We start from the raw sequence: 22,017 nt of genomic DNA on the forward strand, positions 1-22,017 counted from the left end.
CCCCCCCCTTGCCGACAGTCGTATTATTATCATTATTTAAATCGAGACCCAACCAGATAGTTAACAGAAATCAGATCTTCCCATTCCAACACGTCAAAGGTAACGCTTACAGAATTGAAAATCCTCAACATAGTCCCGGACCTTTCGAGTGGAGGCGCTGAAAAACTTGTCGCCGAGTTAAACCAACAATTCGTTATTCGCAAGCACAAGAGCATAACCCTCACACTTTGTAACAATAAAAACGATTCCACCCAAAGCCTGAACCACAAAAAGCCATACGATGCGCTGAAGGCGCCTCATCGGTTGATCTCTTGGTATTTGAAGAATGGTCCATTCGAAATAGTTCATCTACACCTAACACCTGCTCAACTACTTGCGCCCTATATCAAGCTAATTGACCCCCAGGCGATCCTGGTGACAACAGAACACAGCACAACCAACCGCAGAAGACAATTGCGATTCGGAACTCTATTAGACGCCGTGCTCTATTTTCAGTTTTCGAAAGTGGTTTGCATAAGCCAAGGGAGCAGACAATTTTTAACCAAAGATCGACCGTATCTAAAACAAAAAACCTCTGTCATACTAAACGGAATCGATTCTTCCAGATTTCGTAGATCAGAAGTTGAACAAGATCCTACGCTTATACTATCAGTCGGCAGACTAGTGCACGCAAAGAACTTCCACTCTGCCATTCTTGCCCTAAAAAATATTAGAGATCTAAACTTCAAATACTTGATTGCCGGTACAGGCCCTGAGCAGCAAAAGCTACAGGACCTCATTATAAACAGCAGACTTGAAGACAAAGTGAAACTTGTGGGTCACATACAAAATATACCTAGATTCCTATCCAAAGGAAGCATATTTCTTACTCCATCAAACTCTGAGGGGTTTGGATTGGCCGCCGCTGAGGCGATGGCTTCAGGACTCGCCATAATCGGAAGCAACGTACCAGGACTGAGGGAGGTAATAGGAGAGGACAACGAGAGCTGCCTCCTTTCGAATCCAACTGACCTTGATAAAATGAGCTCGAACTTAAGAGCGGTTTTAATGAATTCAGCATTAAGAGAACGGCTACAATCAAATGCCTTAAAAAGGTCCAAGAAATTCTCTATACTGGATTCTTCCGACCGACATCTCTGTTTGTATAACCACCTGAATTCTCCTGAAATCATTTAGCCCTCGTGAAAATCTTTATTCTCAGTGCATACACACGTTCACTGATAAATCTGCGCGGTGAAATGATACGTTCTCTAACGGAACGAGGTCACGACGTTGTGGCACTCGCCCCAGAATGCGACTCCGAACTCACCTCTCGCCTCAGATCAAGGGGAGCTAGATTCATAAAGCTAACCATCAACAGAGCAGGTCTATCTCCAATAGGGGACCTGCGTTACACAATCCGCTTGGCGAGAATTCTATCGAATGAAAAACCAGACCTTTTGCTTTCGTATAACATAAAGCCAGTAATATTCGGTTCTTTTGCAGGACGCCTTGCAGGTGTCAAACACCTTGCGACAATCGTCGCTGGACTTGGATACGCCTTTTCACAACCCAGCAGCAACAAACACCGACTAGTCAGTAGCCTAACCAAGCTACTCTATCGCAACGCGATCTCCCGCCACAGCTTGATGATTTTTCAGAATAACGACGACCGAACTGATTTACAAAAACTAAAGCTGCTCAATCCACGCACAACCACTATCGTGGTTGGTGGGTCTGGTGTCGACACATCATGGTTCACAGAGAGCACCCCTTCGACAACTCCGGTCAGCTTTCTCCTGACAGCCCGCTTAATTTCCGATAAGGGCATTTATGAGTACTATGAGGCTGCAAAACGTATCTTGGCATCAGGCAGAAAAGCACAATTTCAGCTACTTGGCCCCTTCGACAGCAACCCGAAGGGAATTACCGAAAATGTGGTGAAAAAATGGAAGGCTGAGGGCATAATTCAATACTTGGGCGAATTGGACGACGTACGTCCCGCATACAATAACTGTAGCGTTTTCGTTTTACCATCCTACTATCGGGAAGGATGCCCCCGTTCTAGTCTCGAAGCCTTATCCTGTGGCAGACCGATCATTACAACAAACTCTGTAGGCTGTCGCGAAACCGTTATTGACGGGAAGAATGGATTTCTCGCACGGCCCAGATCGATCGAAGATATCGAGCAAGCCATGATACGCTTTATCGACGATCCCAGCCTAATTCACCGAATGGGCAAAGCGTCTCGCAAACTTGCAGTGGAACGATTTGACGTCCACACCGTCAACAGACGGATCATAGAAGCAATTGAAGCGTTGCCATGAATCCACAGTCAATTATTGTAAGTGGTGCCTCGGGCTGGCTCGGGAGAGAAATCCTCAAGTCCACCGCGAGAAAAACTGCATTTGGCCTGTTTCGAGACAAAGCCGTGGCAGATGCGTACGGTTCAACCTTTGCAGGTGATTTAAGTGATCCACTGCGCATCAGTCGCCTCGTAGAACAATATAACAACTTGGACTTACAAGCCGACTGCTTCATCCATTGCGCCGGGTTAGCTCATCAGCCAAACGAGACGCAAGAAATAAAAAGGGCGATGTGGCAAACGAACGACATAGGCACTGCCAACGCTCTAGAATTCTGTAAGCAAGTTGGAATAAACAAATTCGTCTACATCAGCACCATAGCAGGTTACGACTGGACCTCTATCGAACAAGCCACAGAGGATTCGAAACTTGTCCCGATAACCGAGTATGCGAAATCAAAAATTTCTGCCGAAAACCGGGTACTCGCATCTCCAATCGATAGTCGAATAATACGATTAGCAACAGTTTTCGGCCAAGGCGACATAGCTAACTTCTCTCGACTTTCGACCCTACTACGCAAAAGACGATTTCCAATACCAGGCGAAGGAATCGCTCGAAAGAGTGTGATCCCTATAGACACGGCCGCGAGCCTTATTGCGAAGTTCGCAACGATGGACAAAGTCCCATACCAAACAATAAACCTTGCTCTTCCCGAAGCACCGACTCTCAACGAGATATGTGACTGCTTTTCGCGAGTATGTAAATTCCCTAGAGCTCCACGAGTTCCACTCCCCGCTATCAAGGCCCTGGCAATGATAGGAGATTGCTTCAGTACTATCTGGGAAATGCCCTTTAGCACCAATGTGCTGAATAAGCTAACGACTTCAACTTGCGTAAACACGGACCGCATTCAAACGATCTTCCCCAAGGAACTCTTAGAAAGTTTTGAAGTTAGCCTCGAGCGCCACGCTAACTACTATCAGTCCCTACATTCATAAGTATTCGATAACAGAAATACCTTATTACATTCTTATGGATAGCGTACATGCCATGTCACTCCTATACCAGTTACTTCGACTCTATTTGTAACATACACGTTTCATCAAACGACTGCAACGCAAAGACAAAAAACTTAAACTCGCAGATCAGAACATCAATTTCACACAATGGCTATTTAAGATGCGCGTTTTTTAGCGCCATTGAACCAAACATCCTCCTAGACATAATCTCCACTTCGTATGCAAACATTTTCTACCTCGTTCCGCAAACGATCAACAGATTCATTTCAACAGAAAATAAAATAAATAACCAGAGCAATAAAACATTTCAGAGAATAACCAAGGAAACGCAAAGACTACGAACACACCACAGAAACAAACCAACACACGATTTACACCTTGGAAATCATCTAGACATTCACATCACCTCGACAAACATCCTCTTACCACTTAGCAGCTAATCATCTTTAAAGCTACTATAAACCGAGAAGACCTCTTCTGAAAGCATTCTTGATCCAAAGCACCGACAACGCAACCACATACCACTGCTCCTAAAATACAATCCTCGCTCCTAATAGCGCCTACACACGATTTAAACACTTCAAAATAACCAGAGAGCAACAACTAATTAATATTTATATGAAAAAAGCCTGCTTGGTAGTAAGTAATTATCTGACAGGAAACAAAATTTTTGATACGAATCGTCATCGTGACAACTGCGTAGACCGCTTTGTAAAACTCAAAAAAGCTATGCGGCAAGAAGGTTACGATTTATCAACGCACGACATAAACAGCATTGAACAGTCACAAATCGTTATTTATGCCTCCAATATGCCCGAAACACTTCCAAAGGAAGAAGACATAGAAAAAAGCTATCTTATTCTAAGCGAAAGCGAGTTCATTCGCCCAGATAACTACGACGTAAAAAAGCACGCATTTTTCAATAAGATATTCACCTGGGCAGACGACCTAGTAGACAATAATAAATACATTAAACTTAACTACGCCCACGCATTTCCGACGCACATAAACAAAGACTTATCCACTAAAAAAAAATTATGCGTCCTAATCTCCGGCAATAAAAAGCCAATACCCACACTAAACAAAAAACTACTAGCCCTCGACCTCTACGGAGAAAGAGTAAAAGCGATTCGTTGGTTTGAAGCAAACCAACCGAATGACTTTGATCTGTATGGAGTTGGCTGGGACAGATATCGCTTTAGCGGACCCAAAATCATCAGAGCACTCAACAGGATACCGCGACTTGCGCAATTCACGCTAAAACTCACGGGTTCCGCTTACTCTTCGTACAAGGGTACAATCAAGCACAAAAAGCCAATCATGCAGCAATACAAATTCTCTATAAGCTACGAGAACGCAAGAGACATACCAGGATACATAACCGAAAAGATATTTGATAGCTTTTTCGCAGGCTGCGTACCTATATACTGGGGAGCTAACAATATATCCAATCACATACCGACCAACACGTTCATCGACAAACGTAACTTCGAAAGTTACGAGGAACTTCACCGATACATAAAAAGTATAACAGATAGCGATTACTTAAGAATACTAGAGAACATAGAAGACTACCTATACTCCGACCTAGCATACCCATACAAGAGCGAGGGCTTCGCACAAACGATAATCCGAACGATCTTAAACAACTACGGAAGAAACAAGCGATGATCATCGTAAGAGTTTCAGGCGGGATAGGCAATCAGCTGTTTCAATATGCAATTGGCCGCGCAGCGTCTCACCACCACCAAGTTCCACTCAAACTAGATACCACATCCTACGAGACCTACACACTGCACAATGGCTTTCGCCTAAAACAATTCCTCACCCAATCGGAGATCGCCAAAGAGCAGGAGATACGAAGACTCAAAGGAGCAGACAATCTCATTTATCGTGCATTAAGAAGAGCGGGAATAATTAAACGCAATACATACTACAGTGAGAAAGAAAGGACGATATTCGACCCTGTTGCCTTATCAAAAAACCCGGTTTATCTAGATGGATACTGGCAAAACGAAAAATATTTTTCGAACATCAGGCAGATCTTACTGCAAGAAACGCAACCATCCGAACCTCTTAGCACCCAAGCTCAAGATCTATTTCTAATGACCCAAAGGAGCAATACAGTAAGCATTCACGTAAGAAGGGGGGATTACCTCAATCATCCAGAGATAGGAGTGCTTAGCCTAGATTACTACAAGAACGCAACAGATTACATAAAATCAAAGGTGCAATCACCTAAGTTTTACATTTTCTCAAATGACCTAGAGTGGTGTGAACAGAATCTCAATTTCATTAAAAACCCTATCTACGTTAACAACACTGTCACTGAAATCGACGATATCACGCTCATGAGCCAGTGCCAGCACAACATCATCGCGAACAGCTCCTTTAGCTGGTGGGCTGCTTGGCTAAACCAACGCACACACAAGATTGTCATTTCTCCGAAAAAATGGATGGCTGAAAACAACCGTGGTTACAGATGGGCACTCGAATCCTGGATAGAATTATAATACCTACATCTACAATGAACAAAAAAGAAACAGAGAAAGACATACAGACCAAGCAAGACATCGAATACCGGTTCCCCTATCACTACATCCCAGAGTACAAAAAGAATTTCTTCCAAAACTTCACTTGGGGATGGTCAATAAATTACGTTACCGCGATAGAATTTATACTAGAGGAAATCAAGGAATTAGACCAAAATATTCAATCAATTTATGACTTAGGCTGCGGAGACGGGAGAATAACGAAAGAGCTACACGAGGAGTTTAACAACAAAGAGGTAATAGGTATCGACTACTCTGAAAGGGCGATAAACCTAGCCAAAGCAATGTCTCCAGCAGTTGACTACAAACGATTAGATATTACCGAGGCAAAGAATATGAAAAAGGTCGACGCACTGACCTTAATTGAAGTCCTTGAACACATACCTTTGAAATCATGTGAAAACTTTGTGAATGCCCTATCCGGACTGATAAATACTGGTGGCTTTCTCTTCTTAACAGTACCCCACAAGAACGTACCCGTCTCATACAAACATTTTCAACATTTCGACCTAGAAACCTTAAAAAAGTATTTCGAGGGTGATTTTACATTTGAAAAAGTGTGTTACATACAAAAGTCACCAGTTCACAAGAAATTAGTTTCAAAGATAATAAACAACAACTTCTACGTAATCAAAAGCAAAACCATCAACAACGCCTACCATAGATATTACAAAAACCACTGTTTTCACGCCAAGAACAATAATTGCGAAAGGATATACTTGAGACTGAAAAAAAAGTAGGAACGCACTAGCGACAGAGCAAGAAACCAACCTCATCGCCGCCCTGACCCGAAGACTACCATCAAAGACCCCAGGAGACTTGAACTATTATCCAACAAAGCTATCAAATCATCAGGAACTCAGCCTTCATCGCGGCACTGAACGATTTGGGACTTACTCCTAATTTTGAACAAATTCATGCCAGCCAACAAACCAGCCATCTCAATAGTAATGTCCGTTTACAACAGCGAGAAATACCTCGCTGAATCAATCGAGAGCATCCTCCATCAAACGTTCACCGACTTTGAGTTCATTATTATCGATGACGGCTCTGCCGACAGGAGCCGATCGATCATTGAGTCCTATCTGGCAAAAGACAAACGAATCACGTTAATCAGCCGCGAAAACAAAGGCCTACCATACTCACTAAACGAAGGCATCGCACTTGCGGAAGGAAGATACATCGCACGCATGGACGCTGACGATATTTCCCTGCCCAATCGTATCGAGAAACAGATCGCGTTCATGGACTCACACAAAGAGATTGGGGTTTGTGGAACATTAGCTTACCTCTTCCAGGACAACCCCACAAAAAGGCAAGTATTGCGACACCCAGAGGACCATGACTCATTGAGAGTGCGATTACTGTTTTCTGTTTGCTTCATCCACCCGACAGTTATCATCCGAAAAAAGCTGCTAGACGAACTAGATTATATTTACAACGTTGATTTCAACAACTCTCAAGACTACGAACTCTGGTCAAGATTGGCCGACAAAACTAGATTTTTCAACATTCAACAACCACTAATATATTACCGGGTGTCCCCCACAAGCATCACCGCGAACACGAACAAAGAGAGACTAACCTCAAGATACCCGCTAATTTCCAAGGTTCAGAAAGAGCAACTCGCGATACTTGGATTAGACTTGAATGCAGACGAATCAATCATGCATTTTAGACTTGGATTAAATACTGACATGATACTCCTGAATAAGAATGCTAGCTATGTTAAAAGCCACCTGTACAGGTTAATCAAAGCGAACAGAAAAGAAAGACAATTCGACAGAATAAAACTATACAACTTCTTGTCCAAAAAGTATTTTATATTTACAGTGCTTACATTTAAAAACAACTATAAAAACAATATCTTAAACCTTTTTAGCTTTATGTTCATAAGAGGACTTATTCAGATTTCATACGAACAGGTGCTTAATCTCTTACTCATTACCTCATTACTGTCCTCTTCAAAGCACACAACCAAAGACCGTGAATCACTAAACAACTAGCAAAGTATTGTTAGACTTGAAATCAAATCAAAAGCATTTTTATAGTTTAAAACAGCAAGGGCCATCGACCACCAGAATGCTCAATCACACCCAGCAGCAATATAAAGCAGAGGCGACTAACCCACTATACAGCATCTAGAGCCCACTAAACAGGCTTCGTCGTCAATCGATTCCGAGACGAGCAAATCATTCGAATGAGCTTGGCCGTGACAAGAAAAACTCAAGACTTACCGACATTCGCATCCGAAAGAGTCCCATTGTAAATCTGCAAATCTGATCACGTACATCACAGACTACCATTGAATACCTTGATTTTGACATCCGCTATCAACACCTCTATAATATGACAATTCTCGTAACAGGCTGTGCTGGATTTATTGGCTGGAGGACTTCCTCGATGCTCATAGAGCAGGGACACAAGGTCATCGGTATTGATAATTTCAACTCTTACTATGACACTCGATTGAAGGATTGGCGCACCGAACAGTTGAAGAAAAGTGATTCGTTTGAACTTGTGAATGGTGATATCGAAAACCTAGGGCTGCTCAACTACCTGTTTTCGAACCATCGTTTTGATGCCGTCATCAATCTCGCTGCACGGGCTGGGGTTCGCTATAGCATGGAGAATCCGCATGTCTATCTGAATTCGAACGCAGATGGCACGCTCAACCTGCTGGAATGCATGCGGAAGAACAACATAAAGAAATTGGTTCTCGCCTCGACATCATCGCTTTATGCAGGCCAGGAAATGCCCTTTCTGGAGTCACTTCCGGTCAACCAACCGATCTCTCCGTACGCTGCCTCGAAAAAGGCGGCCGAAGTGATGGCCTACACCTACCACTACCTCTATGGGTTCGATGTGTCAGTGGTACGCTACTTCACAGTATATGGGCCAGCTGGCAGACCAGATATGAGCCCACTTCGATTTATCAAATGGATTGACGAAGGTACCCCCATCAAGCTCTTCGGCGATGGCACTCAATCTCGCGATTTCACCTACGTCGACGACATTGCCCGCGGCACCATTCTTGCCCTAGCAGAGGTGGGGTATGAAATCATCAATCTAGGAGGAGGAAACAATCCGATTTCCATTCTTAAGATGATCAATACTTTCGAAAAGCTGCTTGGAAAGAAAGCGACTATCGACGAGCGTCCTTTCAACAAATCCGATATGAAACACACCTGGGCCAACATCGAAAAAGCGAAAGAGCTGTTAAACTGGTCGCCAGAAATAGACTTTGATACAGGAATGCAACGTACCGTAGATTGGTATCTTGAGAACAAGGAATGGGTCTGCGATTTACGAATCTAACTTGTTTACACACTTCGCATATTGCGAAATTGAAGTAGATTCCAAATTACAACGTTCCATTAGCGAATGACCTCCACCACGCTCCTTCTGTTCGCAATCGCCAGCCTTGTTTTGGGAACTTTGGGCATTCCTCTGTATATACGCATGGCACGAGCGAGGAATATACTCGACACACCCAACCAAAGGAGCTCGCACTCCATTCCCACTCCAAGAGGGGGCGGTATATTCATTCCAATTGGTCTCATCGCCTCTTTATTCATAGGATTGCAAGTATTCGAAATACAACTCGAAGATCCCTCTCTCTTGATCGCATTCTCGGCTGTAGCTCTCATCGGGTTTGTGGATGATATAAAGAATCTTCCCTCAACCTTGCGCTTATCCGCCCATCTCACTTGCGGAGCTAGCGTTGCATGGACCGCCCTGCCAGAACAGTCCAACGTCCTAGCGATGCTCACCTTGGCGATCTTGACCATCTGGCTCGTTGGTTGCCTGAATATCTTCAACTTCATGGACGGCATCGACGGGATCGCGACCTGCCAGGGGATTGTTGCGGCAGTCGTTTGGTACGTAATCTCCAAAGACTCCCAAAACACAATGGGCTCACTGCTAGCGACGGTCACAATCGGAGGTCTCCTAGCATTTCTGCTATTCAATTGGCCGCCTGCAAAAGTCTTCATGGGCGATAGTTCAAGCGGGTCGCTTGGGTTTCTCTTTGGGGCCTTTCCTTTGCTCATCGCCTCTAGTGATCTGTACGATCTGTGGATCCATGTTAATTATGGGGCACTCGCTCTTTTTCCTTTTCTATTCGACGGCTCCTTTACTCTGTTTCGGCGTTTGATGCGGAATGAGAATGTACTCGAAGCGCATCGATCCCATCTCTACCAGCGTTGGGTGCAAAGCGGGAAGTCACACCGCTTCGTCACCTCAGCCTATACGCTTTGGGCAACTCTTTGCGGTACGGTCTGTCTCCTTTCCTATTTCAATCTATCGCCACTCTGGATCTCCTGGGTAATCGCCTGTCTTCCGGCTCTTGGATTACTTCGGCACTCACAGAGATTTCCTCGTCAGTAGAGCTCCTCTCGGGGCGTACGGAACACCTTAATCAGCATGCTGGCCGCAACCTTTCAAAGAATTATGCTAGACATACATAATGTTTCCTTTGCATTATCATTGATGCAATGAGAAGCCTCCGATTTTTGGACAGAGAAGGGGAACTCGAAAAACTACGCTCATTCGCAAGCCTTGAGGTACCTTCACTAGCGATTCTGTACGGAAGACGCCGTTGCGGAAAATCGCGTCTCCTGCAAGAGTTCTCACGAGAGCAAGATCTCTACTTTCTCGCAGACAAACAAGACCCTACCTTGCAACGCGAACGACTTGCCCGCGATGTAGCCTTGCGATTCGACGGATTCGATCAGGTCCAGTACCCTTCCTGGGAAAGCATCCTCACCCAAGTTGACGGAAGGATGTCTCAGGGAAGCTGCCTTATTCTGGACGAGTTCCCCTACCTGGCAGCGACCAGCCCTGAGCTACCAAGCGTTATCCAAAGACTTCTAGACACGCGCCGCCTAAAGAACACCCACCTGATCCTATGCGGCTCATCGCAGCGCATGATGCTCAATCTCGCCATGGGAGCCGCGGAGCCTCTTTATGGTCGAAGCCAACTGTTCATGAAAATTCGTCCGCTAGAATGCGGGTGGATCACTAAAGCTTTGAGCTTCGATGCCAACGACTCAATCACGGCCTACGCAACACTCGGCGGGACACCTCGCTATTGGGAACTGGCGCGAAGTTATGACTCCATCGAAAGCTTCACCAAGGCTCTCATCTTAGATCGCGATGGCATCCTCCACGATGAGATGCGCAGGCTTCTACTAGACGATCTAAACGATTCCTCACTGGCGATCTCGTTGCTGTCACTGATCGGAAACGGTTCCCATCGAATTTCAGAACTTGCAGCGCGTATCGGCAAACCGGCTACGCAGCTAACACGCCCTATCGCAAACCTAGTGGAACTTGGCTACGTACGCCGCGAAACCCCTTTTGGCGAGAACGAGAAAAAGTCGAAACGCGGGCTCTATAAACTGTCGGACCCCTACCTAGCCTTCATCTACAAATTCGTAGAACCTAATCGATCTCGGCTCGAGATGGGAGATACGAACACTGTTTTCGACGATATAACCCCATCCCTTTCCCAACACGTGAGTCTGGTATGGGAAGATCTGGCTCGCCGTTCCGTTTCCCGACTGAACACTGCGAACATGGTCTGGCAACCCGCAAAACGTTGGTGGAAAGGCTCTAATGACAGAGAGATCGATATCGTCAGCGAATCCGCCGATAAACGGTGCGTTCTCGTCGGCGAAGCGAAATGGTCGAATTCCATCGACCCAATCAGAACACTCTATCGCCTTCAGGAAGTAGCCGAGCAGCTGCCAATCAGAAAGGGCCAGGAGCTCCGATTCGCCCTGTGGAGTAAAGCAAAAGCTGGCAAGAAAGGTGACCTCCACCTCATCAGCCCAACTACGGTGCTCAATGCTCTAACATGATCCCCCCACCCAATTCCAACATGTGCTCAATGATACTTCCCTTGATCCATAAAATCTTTGCGTTCTTCGCGTACTTCGCGGTTATACACACCTTTCAATGAAGAGATCCCATTCTTTTTCCCTCCTAGCAATTGCGTGGGCTGTGTCAGCAAGCTCCACAGCGCTTGCTTCTCCGCGCATCGAGTCCGACTCAATTACAGATCGCCACGACATGCTGCTGCTTCGAGACAACGCAGCGATCGAAAGCGCTGTGCTGACTTGGCCATGGCCCCTCGGGCGAGACTCCCTCGGCGATCACGGATCAGTGATCGGTGATCTCGAATCGCAGGCAGTCGCCCAAAGTCGGATGGGGGCACTTTACGAAAATGAAAGCGAGCTAGGATTTGGAGCGACTGAAGCATCGTTTTCTATCGCGTCCGATACGCTTCCTTTCCGCAGCTTTGGTTCGCAACCTCGGGAGCAGTTCCAAGCATCCCTTTCGCAGTCCTGGCTGAGCGAGTGGTTCGCGGGGAACTTGTCGTTCACCTACGCGGACGATCCCTTGGATGGGGACGAGTTTCGCCTCGACGGGTCCTACTTGGCCGTGGCTCTCGGAAACTGGTCCTTCGGGATCGATCAGGTGGAGCGCTGGTGGGGACCGGGCTGGGACGGTTCGCTGATCCTTTCCAACAACGCTCGCCCCGTTCCCGCTCTATCGCTCACTCGCATCTCGCCCGATGCGTTTGAAAACAAGTGGCTCAAGTGGATCGGCCCTTGGACCTTCACGACCTTCATGGGACAGCTGGACAACGACGAGGGTGAACGACCCGGCTCCGACGCACGCCTTTTCGGCATGCGCATCGACTTTTCCCCGTTCGGTTGGGACAATTTGGACATCGGGTTGAGCCGAGCGGCACAATGGGCGGGTGACGGACGTCCCGGAGGATTGGATACTTTTTGGAAACTACTTTTAGGCGAAGACAACGCGGTCAACGGAATCACCAACGAGAACGAGCCAGGCAACCAGCTGGCAGGGATCGACTACCGTCTAAGAATTCCCGGCTACAATTTCGCTCACTACTTTCAGATAATTGGCGAGGATGAGGAAACCTTTCTTCCTGATGCCAACATGATTATGGGCGGTTTCGAAACATGGGGCGAGCTTGCGAGAACTGGAACGACCTGGAGAGCGTACTGGGAATGGGCGGATACTCGAGCCGGGTATTTAAGACGAGATCCACGTCCAAGTCGGGATTTCAACACAGCCTACAACCACGGAATCTACCGCAGTGGGTACCGCTACCATGGTCGATCCATCGGGCACGCTATGGACGGAGACGGCGTGATGCGCTCCATCGGCGGGTTCATCGTTCAAGAAAACGGAAACCTTTGGGGAGCCAAATACCGTAACTACTCCCTCAACCGCGATGGTCGAGGCCCCAATTCCGTCACCATCGAACCTGTCGAAGGACAGTCCTTCGAAGTTTTCACTGAACTCAGCGACCTTTCATTCCTTCCTTTTATCAGCCATCAGCCATCAGCCATCAGTCATCCGAGGCTGAACCTTGGCCTCCACTACATCGACGAGGAGAATCAAGTCAGCGGAGAGAGCGATGACGACTTCGGCGGGCATGTGTCGATCACAACGTCGTTTTAGTTCGGCAAATCGCCGAAATTTAAGATCTAAAACCAAAAATTGAAAATTAGGAACCCTTTCCACGAGCACCGCTTTGCTCTTTTTGCAAACCTGCAATCTTAAGTTTTTAGTCTTCAATCTCTCCCCCCTTGCTCCCCTCCCCGTTGACGAGAACGTTGACACCTGATGCGCGATGCGTGATGCTTCATATATGAGAACGACCGTCAATCTGGACGAAGACATCATCCAGTCCGCTAAGGCTTTGGCGGAACGCTACAACAAAACACTCGGCCAGGTGCTGTCAGAGTTGGCCCGCAAGGGACTTCAAAAGCGGAAGACACAATTAGGCACCCGCAATGGCATTCCGATCCTTAACCCCAGCTCCGTAGACACCACCCCGCTCACTATCGATGAGGTAAATGAGCTGCGCGACTCCGAGTAAATGTCACGCTACCTGCTCGACGTTAACGTACTGCTGGCTCTCTTCGACCCTACTCATCTGCACCACGAGCAGTGCCATGACTGGGTCTCTCGACAGGGATCATTTGCTTGGGCGAGCTGTCCTCTGACCGAAAACGGATTTGCCCGCGTCATTTCCAACCCGAAATACCCGAATATTGAAACCACCCCGCAGGAAGCCCTTTCATCACTCAACCAATTCGCTCAAAGCAGCAACCACTCCTTTTGGCCTGACTCAATAAGCCTCCGAAAGCACGACGTCACGAAGTTTGGCCCCAAACAGCTTACCGACACTTATCTGGTCCAACTGGCCTCGAAAAACGACGGCAAGCTCGCCACCCTCGACAGACGACTGAAGCGCGCCTGGAACAATACGCCACACGCCGACCACGTCTTTCTTATTGGAAACTAACCTCCAAACCGAAGATCGAAAACGGGCTGGAGCGTAGCGAAAGCAGATCGAGATTCCTCTTTATTCCACGCTGCCTCGCGGAGAACGCGTCCGGAGGCCACTTGTCGATCATCACTTCGTTCTGAACCGAATTGAAAATTACTAATTGCTGATTGGAAATTAGGAACCTTCTCCGCGGTTAAGCTCTTGTCTGGCCCAATCTGCTATCTTGAACTTTTAATCTCCGATCCGTCAAAATCCCTTTGCGTCCTTCGCGTTCTTTGCGGTTAGTCACTACTCCCATTTTCAATTCAGACTCATGAAGTTGCCCAAGATCCTTCTTCTTTCGTTCCTAGGTGTTTTCAGCGCCGTCAGCTCGAACGCCCAGACTCTATCCTCAGAGCAGCAGGCGAAACTCAACAGCCTTCCGCCTGCCTTGCGGGCCCAGGCAATCGAGGAGCTTCGCAAGTACAATTCCGCCAACCAGTCGGAAAACGCCAATAGACCGATCGAACAGCAGGAAGTCGTCACCCGAGACGAGACGGTCGAGTCCGACGAACGCATCAAGGAGTCGTTCGAAAAGTCCACTGGGACCTCGGAAGACGAAGAGCAGTTCAGCGAGAAAAAGATCGAGCAGGAGCTCAAGCAGTTCGGCTACAATCTCTTCGCGGGCACGCCCACCACCTTCGCCCCTGGCACCATAGACATTCCCGTCCCGGTGGACTACGTTGTCGGCCCCGGCGATCAGGTGCGCATCCAGCTCTTCGGCAAGCAAAGCGCTAGCTACGACCTCTACGTCTCCCGCGAAGGGATTCTCCAAGTGCCGGAGCTCGGCCCCATATCCGTTGTGGGGCAAACCTTTCAGGAGCTGAAACAGAATATCGCCAGGCGCGTGTCCGAGCAAATGATCGGCATGGACGTCTTCATCACCCTCGGCGAGCTTCGCTCCATCCGCGTCTTTCTTCTCGGCGACGTGAAGCATCCCGGGGCCTACACGGTGAGCTCGCTTTCCACCATCACCAACGCTCTTTTCGTCAGCGGTGGCATTCGCTCCATCGGCTCCCTGCGCAACATCGAATTGAAGCGAGAGGGTGAAGTCATCGCGATTCTCGACCTGTACGATCTCCTGCTGAGGGGAGACATTTCCAAAGACCTGCCTCTGCAACCTGGCGACGTGATTTTCGTGCCGCCGGTCGGCAAGCTCACTGGTGTAGCAGGCGAAGTCCGCCGTCCTGCCATCTACGAATTGAAAAACGAGGATAGCATCGATCAGGTTATCGAACTTGCCGGCGGGCTGACTTCGCTGGCCTACCCATCGCTGTCCCAGATCGAGCGCATCTCCGACAACGGTCTCAAGACCTTGCTGGATGTTGACCTAACGAAAAGCGGCTCGGGAGATACTCCGATAAAGGATGGCGACACCGTGCGCATCTACTCAGCGCTCGATCGAGTGGACAACTACGTTCGCGTGGAGGGCATGGTGGAACGCCCGGGAGACTACCAGTGGCACGAAGGCATTCGCATATCCGACATCATTTCACACATCGAACAACTGCAGAACGACGCCGACCTTAGCTATGCTCTCGTCGTCTCCAAGAATCCCATCGACGGTCGATGGAGCACGCGCTCCTTCAGCTTCGAGAAGTATTTCCTTGGCCAGGATTCGAGGCACAATCTCGAACTGAGACCGAACGATCGCATCATCGTTTTCGATGATACCAACGTGGAGCGAGAGAACATCGAGCAAGTGATCGAACGCCTCAAGGCCCAAGGCACCAGCGCCGAGCCTCAGAAGATCGTCAGCATCTCCGGAAGCGTGCGCCACCCGGGAGAATACCCGCTCGACCAGCAGATGCCCATCTCCGACCTGATCCGAGCGGGCGGCGGCTTCACCCAGGACGCCTACACGCTCGAGGCGGAACTTCTACGCTTCAGCGACAACGGGAAGACCGTCAGGGACTCCATCTTGCTGCCCATAGACTTGGTAAGCTTGGAATCCAACCCCAGCTTGGACATCGAGTTGAAGCCCTTCGATTTGCTCACCATCAAGCGCATCCCCGAGTGGACAGAAAACGAGCAGATCGAGCTTTCGGGGGAAATCCGTTTCCCCGGAGTCTATACGATCGAGAGGGGCGAAACGCTCTCGCAAGTCATCGAACGAGCAGGAGGGCTCACCTCGCTCGCCCACCCTGAGTCGGCCGTTTTCCTCAGAGAAAGCCTGCGGGTGGCGGAGCAGGAAAACATCCTGAAGCTTCGCGAGCGCCTGCGCGGCGAGATCGCCAGCACCTCTCTGCAAAACGACGACGTCTCTTCGGACAGTATCAGCACCGCGGAGTCCCTTCTGGAGCAGCTTGAAAACACTGAGGCGGCGGGACGGCTAGTAATCAACCTGCCTGAGATCCTAATGGGCATGAGGGACGTGACGCTCAAGGCCGGCGACAAGCTCAAGGTGCCCAAGGAGCCGCAAGCGGTCACCATCATCGGAAGCGTCAACTACCCCACCTCCCATCTTTATCAAAATGACCTGACGCGCGACGATTACATCTCCCTCTCCGGAGGCCTGATGCGCAACGCTGACAAGAAGCAAATCTACATCGTGCGTGCCAATGGACGGGTCGAAACCGAAAAACGCTCCCGCTTTTTCCCCAATGGAAGCATTAGTATCCAACCCGGCGATACGATTGTGGTGCCGATCGACGTGGATCGCATGGCTCCGCTAAAGCTCTGGAGCGCCACCAGCCAGATCTTCTATCAAATCGCCCTCGGCGCCGCCGCTATCAATTCGTTCTAGCACCGCTTTGCGGTGATTGAAAATTGAAGATTACAGATTGAAAAAACTATGGCCGCGTACAAGTCCTTCGAGGAACTACCCGTATGGCAAGAATCAAGGGCAATCGTCGCTCTTATATACTCTCTGACAAAAGGCTCTAACTTCGCGAAAGATTTCGGTCTAAAGGATCAAATACAGAGAGCCGGCGTCTCTATCATGACCAACATAGCCGAAGGCTTTGAACGCCGATCTACTAAAGAATTTTGTCAGTTCCTAAATTACGCTAAAGCCAGTTCCGGTGAAGTACGTTCACTCACCGTCGTTGCTTCGGACCTAAAATACATCACAGATGAGCTGTTCAATTCAGTCCGCGACAAAACAATAAGTCTATCAAAATCAATCTCAGGATTTGACCGCTATCTAAGACAGTCAAATCGCTAGCATATCGAATTTTCAATCTGCGATATTCAATTTTCAATTAGATGAGCGAAGCGAATCAACAACCTCCTCCGTATCCACCTTATCCCTACTACCCGCAGGAAGAAGACGAGCTATCGCTCATCGATCTCTGGAATATCGTCTGGAGGCGCAAATGGCTGTGGCTGACGCTCGGGCCGCTGGCTGGTGTGCTTGGCATCTTCTACGCTCTCAACGCCCCAGTATACTATAAGGCAGAGGCCACGCTCGCCCCTAGCAATGAAGAGAAATCCGGAGGAGGCCTCGCAGCTCTCGCGGGTCAATTCGGGGGCCTCGCCTCCATGGCCGGCATCGACTTCGGCGGAGGCGGCTCGACCGATAACGCCCTCGCCGTGTTGAAATCGCGTCAGTTCCTGGCCCCATTCCTCACTCAGGAGGAGCGGCTAAAGGCTCTGTTTCCCAATCAATGGGACGAGGGAACCCAGCAATGGACCGTGGCCAAGGAGCGTCGAGGCGAAGACAATCGCCCGACCAAACAAGAGGCATACGACCGATTCACAAACGGGATCCTGTCCGTTTCACAGGACAAGAAATCCGGCATCGTGACCGTGGCCCTGGAAATGCAAGACCCAAAACTTGCGTCGGCGTGGACCAACGAATTGATCGCGACCCTCAACGAACACCTCAGGAAACAGGCTCTCGCCGAAGCGAGCAAAAACCTGGAATACTTGAACGAGCAGCTCAGCAAAACCAAGGTGCTCGAAATAAGAGAGGCGCTTTATACCCTGATAGAAAGCCAGACCAAAAACGCCATGCTCGCCAATGCGAAGAAGGACTACGCTTTCAAGATCATCGACCCGGCTGTCACTCCAGAAGTGAAGTCCAAACCGAAAAGAGGTCTGATCGTGATCGCGAGCGGTATGCTGGGCGGATTCTTAGGGCTGTTTCTCTGCTTCGTTTTCCACTTCGTCGAAACCGCTAAGAAATCCAAATCCTCCTAAAGATAGGGCGGTACCGCCGCGTCACGCCTAGTTAGGCGCAAAACCATCGTCAACTCCGACAACGCCCTCTGGGGTTTCAGAAAGCTGAACCCACCGCCGAACCGATCATATTGCGTAAAACGTCGCCTCAGCGCGGCGACCTAAAAGCCCTAGGGAGGCAACCTTCCTCAGCATAAAACGCTTCGCCAAGCCATTGGCAACCATGGTCTTACTTATCTGCGAAGCAATACTCGTTCACGAAGCCACAAAGCGGGTCCGAGAATGAAATACAATCCTCGCAGCCAGGGGGGCAGCGTCACCTTCTCGTAGGCGTTGGGCCAGAGCAGGAGCTGCAGCACATAGCCCGTCTTCTGCCGCAAGCTCGCGTAAAGCGAACAAACGAAAAGGCTTCTTCGAGCCATGTTCGTCGCCCTTCCCGGATACCCCTCTTCGGCGAGAATCTGTTCGATGCAAAATCGCTCTCGCCAGCTCGACACGCTCCGTGGAGGTTCGGGATGGGTATCGTCTCCTGATTCAGACCGCCAGAATCGCCCCGCAAGGCGCGATCTGATACGGGACGCTTCGCAGGGATAAGGCTCCGTGGTTGCTTGCGAAAGCTGATGCGAATCCCAAAGCCATTTCAGTCGATTCCAGCAATGCGAAGAGCCATGGATATCCAGATAGGCCAGCAGCTCGCGAGCTCCTGGTATCGCGACGCTCCGGCCGGAAATCTGGACCTGGCGGCGACTCGCCCAAAGCTGATCATCGGTAAACGGCATCAGAGCCTCGTTTCGAGACAGTTTCCAATGGAGCTCGATCAGTACGGTCCCCTTTCGGAGATGGATGTGATAGAGGCTGGGGGGTCTTGCGTTTCCAGATAGGATCAAATCCCAAAGGGGTTTGTCGAGAATCTCGAATCCAAACCCGCCTAGCAGATTCACTGCTCGGGCGAGATCCCGCTCGCGAACCAGCAAATCCAAGTCATTGAACTCTCGCTTCACGGGATCTCCATAAATCAGCTGGGAAACGATTGGTCCTTTCAAACTCAGATAAGGGATCTCCTCTTGCTCAAAGCGCGAGGCGACTGCCAGCAGCTCAGCCACGGCCTTCATTTGCGTGAGAGTGATTCGATTCCTAGCTTGGGTCAGCTCGCTGCGAATTGCGGGATCGATGACTCGCCAGTGATCGCTTGCTTGAAGCTGAGCGCAAACCGCGACCAGCACCCGGTGCCGGGCAAGAAGCTTTGAAAATCTCGACCAGTCGATGCGCTGGTCGAGGGAATCGTCGTTACCTAGAGGCCCCTTTGGACCAGACTCGAGCGAAGCCAGGAGCAGACGCAGCTCCGGGCAGACGCTGGCGATTCGAGAACTCCGCTGCCGCCGCATCAAGATGCGAACTACGCCGTCTTCCCTTTGAAGGATACGATTTTCGCTCCCTCGGCTTTCACCCCGTCGTGGCGGTAGGCGCTGCCCACTTCCGCATGAGCGGGGGCCCACTGCGGGGCGGAGAAATCGGGAATGTACTCCGGCACGAAGCTGTTGAGCTTGCGCTTGAGAGCGTTGTAGTCGGAAGAACGCAGCAGTGGGGAGAGCTCGCGAAGAAACTTCCGCACCTCAGCCTCGTCCGATCGCTGACCGGTGAATCGAAACACCTTCTTGTTTTCGGTGAGCTCCAAGGTCTCCTGGCCGTGCTGGAGTTCCTCGTAGAGCTTTTCGCCGGGGCGCAATCCAGTGAACTTGATCTCCACATCCTCGCCCACTCTGAGTCCGCTCAGCTTGATCATCTGCTTGGCGAGATCGTAGATCTTCATCGGCTCACCCATATCGAGGACGAAAATCTCTCCTCCCGCGGCGTCGATGGAACACTCGAGCACCAAGCCCACCGCTTCAGGGACCGTCATGAAATAGCGGGTGATCTCCGGATGGGTCACCGTCAGGGGACCGCCTTCCTCCAACTGTCGCTTGAAGGTGGGAATAACGCTGCCCGAGGAGCCGAGAACGTTTCCAAACCTCACCGCCACGAACTGCGTGATCTTCGAAGAGCCTTGAATGGATTGCAGGAAGATCTCGGCTAAGCGCTTGGACACGCCCATGACGTTGGTCGGATTGACGGCCTTGTCGGTGGAGATGAACACGAAGCGCTCCACCTCGTGCTTGATCGCCAGATCCGCCAAAAGGGCGGTACCCAGCGTATTGTTGCGTATGGCCTCCCCTGGCTGATGCTCCATCATGGGCACGTGCTTGTGGGCCGCCGCGTGGAAGATCACATCCGGAAGAAAGCCGCCGAGAAGAAAATCCATGCGGGCCTCGTCGGTGATATCGCCGATGAAGGCATGCGAAGCGATTTCCGGGAACTCCGTCTTTATCTTTTGCTCGGTCTGAAAAAGCAGGTACTCCGCACGCTCGACCATCAACAGCATGCTAGGATTGCACTGGGCGATCTGATGACAGAGCTCTCCGCCGATGGTTCCGCCAGCGCCCGTGACCATCACGACCTTTCCTGTAAGCTCCTTTAGAACCTTCTTGGAGTGCAGCTCTATCGAGTTGCGCCCGAGAAGGTCATCGATTTTCACCGGGCGGAGCTTATCCAGCTTTTTCCGTCCCGATACCAGGTCGTCCCAAGAGGGCACGGTTTCGATGGGGATCTCGAAACGCTCGGCCTGCTCGGTGATCTCGCGAATCTTGGACGGGGTCGCAGTGGGCATGGCCACGATCAGCTTGGTCACATTGCCATCTCGAGCGTTGGTCATCAGGGCGCTTACCGATCGGTAGACCTTCAAGCCGTGAACATGCTTGTTCCACTTCAGAGAGTCGTCGTCCACGAAAGCAACCGGAACCAGCGACTTTCCCGACTTGCTCATCAAATGGGCCGCGAGCGCCGCGCCCGTCTGCCCGGCCCCGTAGATGGCCACGCGTTGCTGGGCGGACCCGTCCGATAGGGCCGCCATGCCAGATCGCTTTTCGCGAAAGATTCGAAGCGAGGTTCGGAAAACGCAAATGAGACTGACGGAGAAAAAGTAGTCCAGCACGATGGCCGACTTGGAAGCGAGCAGTCCCAAATCGGAGTAGAAGGAAGCGACGAGAAAAACCAGCATCGGCGCCCCCATGGCCGCAGCCAGCCGGTACACGTCGGGAAGCCGGAAAAACGTGAGCAGCCCCTTGAATTGACCGAAAGCCAGCAATGAAAGCAGCTTGATCGGGATCAACCAGAAAACGGTCTGAAGCAGGAGGCCCTGAGTCCGATCGCTGATGGTGAAGCTGTCCCTGAACTCGAAGGCCAGCATCACGCTCGCCGCGCAAAGAAGGCCGTAAGAAACAAGCAGGATGGGAATTCTAGACTGTTGCTTCAGCCAGAGGGAGGTTTGGGCTGTCATAGAAGAGAGGATGCTCGCGCTATCGCACGACTTCGAAACCATTCCCGTTTCGAAGCCCTTGATAAGCAGGTTGTGTCACAAATGCTCTTTCCATTAGTTGAAATACCTAGAGTGCTGCAAGAGAAACAGCGATACTGTCGGGCAATTGCAAGCAGAATAGCTTTAGCCCTGCCATACCAATCATTTAGCCAGCTTATGAAGATCGAATTGGAAACAAATCTCATGACGTCGATTAGCAAGTCTTGATCGAAGATTCTTCAGATCACCCGAGAGATTTCGGATTCTAACCCTT

At 49.8% G+C, this 22,017-nt stretch carries 18 protein-coding genes; 15 read left to right on the top strand and 3 right to left on the bottom strand.

The features are described 5' to 3' along the window. Positions 1-114 precede the first annotated feature (114 nt). The 8 genes from QEH54_RS21600 to QEH54_RS21635 all read left to right on the top strand — a co-directional run bounded on the left by QEH54_RS21600 (position 115) and on the right by QEH54_RS21635 (position 9,174). Complete coding sequence (locus QEH54_RS21600; protein ID WP_309020804.1) at positions 115-1,176, top strand: glycosyltransferase family 4 protein; 1,062 nt, start codon at positions 115-117, stop codon at positions 1,174-1,176. Positions 1,177-1,238: 62 nt separating this feature from the next. After that, complete coding sequence (locus QEH54_RS21605; RefSeq protein ID WP_309020831.1) at positions 1,239-2,306, top strand: glycosyltransferase family 4 protein; 1,068 nt, start codon at positions 1,239-1,241, stop codon at positions 2,304-2,306. Further along, entirely contained in the window at positions 2,303-3,283 is a 981-nt protein-coding gene (locus QEH54_RS21610) for an NAD(P)-dependent oxidoreductase (protein ID WP_309020805.1), read from the top strand. The genes QEH54_RS21605 and QEH54_RS21610 overlap by 4 nt, the downstream gene beginning before the upstream one ends. 639 nt (positions 3,284-3,922) lie before the next feature. Continuing rightward, entirely contained in the window at positions 3,923-4,975 is a 1,053-nt protein-coding gene (locus tag QEH54_RS21615; RefSeq protein WP_309020806.1) for a glycosyltransferase family 10, read from the top strand. Then, positions 4,972-5,817 carry an alpha-1,2-fucosyltransferase gene (locus QEH54_RS21620; RefSeq protein WP_309020807.1) on the top strand — a complete coding sequence of 282 codons (846 nt, stop codon included), beginning with the start codon at positions 4,972-4,974 and terminating at the stop codon, positions 5,815-5,817. The genes QEH54_RS21615 and QEH54_RS21620 overlap by 4 nt, the downstream gene beginning before the upstream one ends. 14 nt (positions 5,818-5,831) lie before the next feature. Next, the gene (locus QEH54_RS21625) at positions 5,832-6,596 is read left to right on the top strand and encodes a class I SAM-dependent methyltransferase (protein ID WP_309020808.1); all 765 of its coding nucleotides are present in this window, start codon (positions 5,832-5,834) and stop codon (positions 6,594-6,596) included. A gap of 177 nt (positions 6,597-6,773) precedes the next feature. Beyond that, positions 6,774-7,862: a glycosyltransferase gene (locus QEH54_RS21630; protein WP_309020809.1), complete on the top strand. Its 1,089-nt coding sequence runs from the start codon at positions 6,774-6,776 to the stop codon at positions 7,860-7,862. A 343-nt stretch (positions 7,863-8,205) separates the two neighbouring features. Then, a complete protein-coding gene (locus QEH54_RS21635) occupies positions 8,206-9,174 on the top strand; it encodes a GDP-mannose 4,6-dehydratase (RefSeq protein ID WP_309020810.1) in 969 nt (322 codons plus the stop codon). Between the two features lie 59 nt (positions 9,175-9,233). On the opposite strand, the gene QEH54_RS21640 is transcribed toward QEH54_RS21635, so the two are convergent. Continuing rightward, on the bottom strand, positions 9,234-9,908 hold the full coding sequence (locus tag QEH54_RS21640) for a hypothetical protein (protein ID WP_309020811.1): 675 nt from the start codon (positions 9,906-9,908) through the stop codon (positions 9,234-9,236). 444 nt (positions 9,909-10,352) lie between these two features. Between QEH54_RS21640 and QEH54_RS21645 the strand changes: the two genes are divergently transcribed. The 7 genes from QEH54_RS21645 to QEH54_RS21670 all read left to right on the top strand — a co-directional run bounded on the left by QEH54_RS21645 (position 10,353) and on the right by QEH54_RS21670 (position 18,373). Further along, positions 10,353-11,720, top strand: a complete 1,368-nt coding sequence (locus tag QEH54_RS21645) for an ATP-binding protein (RefSeq protein ID WP_309020812.1) — start codon at positions 10,353-10,355, stop codon at positions 11,718-11,720. A gap of 211 nt (positions 11,721-11,931) precedes the next feature. Continuing rightward, the gene (locus tag QEH54_RS21650; protein ID WP_309020813.1) at positions 11,932-13,356 is read left to right on the top strand and encodes a capsule assembly Wzi family protein; all 1,425 of its coding nucleotides are present in this window, start codon (positions 11,932-11,934) and stop codon (positions 13,354-13,356) included. Positions 13,357-13,546: 190 nt separating this feature from the next. Further along, the gene (locus QEH54_RS21655) at positions 13,547-13,777 is read left to right on the top strand and encodes a hypothetical protein (protein WP_309020814.1); all 231 of its coding nucleotides are present in this window, start codon (positions 13,547-13,549) and stop codon (positions 13,775-13,777) included. Further along, positions 13,778-14,206, top strand: coding sequence for a TA system VapC family ribonuclease toxin (locus tag QEH54_RS21660; RefSeq protein WP_309020815.1), 429 nt, complete (start codon positions 13,778-13,780; stop codon positions 14,204-14,206). It abuts the gene before it with no gap. 298 nt (positions 14,207-14,504) lie between these two features. Next, the gene (locus QEH54_RS21665; protein ID WP_309020816.1) at positions 14,505-16,976 is read left to right on the top strand and encodes an SLBB domain-containing protein; all 2,472 of its coding nucleotides are present in this window, start codon (positions 14,505-14,507) and stop codon (positions 16,974-16,976) included. Between the two features lie 48 nt (positions 16,977-17,024). Continuing rightward, a complete protein-coding gene (locus QEH54_RS22935; RefSeq protein ID WP_345785687.1) occupies positions 17,025-17,396 on the top strand; it encodes a four helix bundle protein in 372 nt (123 codons plus the stop codon). Positions 17,397-17,437: 41 nt separating this feature from the next. Further along, positions 17,438-18,373 carry a Wzz/FepE/Etk N-terminal domain-containing protein gene (locus QEH54_RS21670; RefSeq protein WP_309020817.1) on the top strand — a complete coding sequence of 312 codons (936 nt, stop codon included), beginning with the start codon at positions 17,438-17,440 and terminating at the stop codon, positions 18,371-18,373. A gap of 212 nt (positions 18,374-18,585) precedes the next feature. On the opposite strand, the gene QEH54_RS21675 is transcribed toward QEH54_RS21670, so the two are convergent. Both QEH54_RS21675 and QEH54_RS21680 read right to left on the bottom strand, forming a co-directional pair. Continuing rightward, positions 18,586-19,737: a nucleotidyltransferase family protein gene (locus QEH54_RS21675; protein ID WP_309020818.1), complete on the bottom strand. Its 1,152-nt coding sequence runs from the start codon at positions 19,735-19,737 to the stop codon at positions 18,586-18,588. Between the two features lie 11 nt (positions 19,738-19,748). After that, positions 19,749-21,725, bottom strand: a complete 1,977-nt coding sequence (locus QEH54_RS21680) for a nucleoside-diphosphate sugar epimerase/dehydratase (protein ID WP_309020819.1) — start codon at positions 21,723-21,725, stop codon at positions 19,749-19,751. Positions 21,726-22,017: the final 292 nt, after the last annotated feature.

Origin of the sequence: Pelagicoccus sp. SDUM812003 (genome assembly GCF_031127815.1) — a bacterium.
Taxonomy (GTDB): domain Bacteria; phylum Verrucomicrobiota; class Verrucomicrobiia; order Opitutales; family Opitutaceae; genus Pelagicoccus.

Bases quoted from the DNA above. Each gene is read 5' to 3' on its own strand.
- QEH54_RS21605 (WP_309020831.1), top strand. From the start codon at position 1,239: ATGATACGTTCTCTAACGGAACGAGGTCACGACGTTGTGGCACTCGCC.
- QEH54_RS21610 (WP_309020805.1), top strand. From the start codon at position 2,303: ATGAATCCACAGTCAATTATTGTAAGTGGTGCCTCGGGCTGGCTCGGG.
- QEH54_RS21615 (WP_309020806.1), top strand. From the start codon at position 3,923: ATGAAAAAAGCCTGCTTGGTAGTAAGTAATTATCTGACAGGAAACAAA.
- QEH54_RS21620 (WP_309020807.1), top strand. From the start codon at position 4,972: ATGATCATCGTAAGAGTTTCAGGCGGGATAGGCAATCAGCTGTTTCAA.
- QEH54_RS21625 (WP_309020808.1), top strand. From the start codon at position 5,832: ATGAACAAAAAAGAAACAGAGAAAGACATACAGACCAAGCAAGACATC.
- QEH54_RS21630 (WP_309020809.1), top strand. From the start codon at position 6,774: ATGCCAGCCAACAAACCAGCCATCTCAATAGTAATGTCCGTTTACAAC.
- QEH54_RS21635 (WP_309020810.1), top strand. From the start codon at position 8,206: ATGACAATTCTCGTAACAGGCTGTGCTGGATTTATTGGCTGGAGGACT.
- QEH54_RS21640 (WP_309020811.1), bottom strand. From the start codon at position 9,908: ATGAGCAAAGGAAAGGCCCCAAAGAGAAACCCAAGCGACCCGCTTGAA.
- QEH54_RS21645 (WP_309020812.1), top strand. From the start codon at position 10,353: ATGAGAAGCCTCCGATTTTTGGACAGAGAAGGGGAACTCGAAAAACTA.
- QEH54_RS21650 (WP_309020813.1), top strand. From the start codon at position 11,932: ATGCTGCTGCTTCGAGACAACGCAGCGATCGAAAGCGCTGTGCTGACT.
- QEH54_RS21655 (WP_309020814.1), top strand. From the start codon at position 13,547: ATGAGAACGACCGTCAATCTGGACGAAGACATCATCCAGTCCGCTAAG.
- QEH54_RS21660 (WP_309020815.1), top strand. From the start codon at position 13,778: ATGTCACGCTACCTGCTCGACGTTAACGTACTGCTGGCTCTCTTCGAC.
- QEH54_RS21665 (WP_309020816.1), top strand. From the start codon at position 14,505: ATGAAGTTGCCCAAGATCCTTCTTCTTTCGTTCCTAGGTGTTTTCAGC.
- QEH54_RS22935 (WP_345785687.1), top strand. From the start codon at position 17,025: ATGGCCGCGTACAAGTCCTTCGAGGAACTACCCGTATGGCAAGAATCA.
- QEH54_RS21670 (WP_309020817.1), top strand. From the start codon at position 17,438: ATGAGCGAAGCGAATCAACAACCTCCTCCGTATCCACCTTATCCCTAC.
- QEH54_RS21675 (WP_309020818.1), bottom strand. From the start codon at position 19,737: ATGCGGCGGCAGCGGAGTTCTCGAATCGCCAGCGTCTGCCCGGAGCTG.
- QEH54_RS21680 (WP_309020819.1), bottom strand. From the start codon at position 21,725: ATGACAGCCCAAACCTCCCTCTGGCTGAAGCAACAGTCTAGAATTCCC.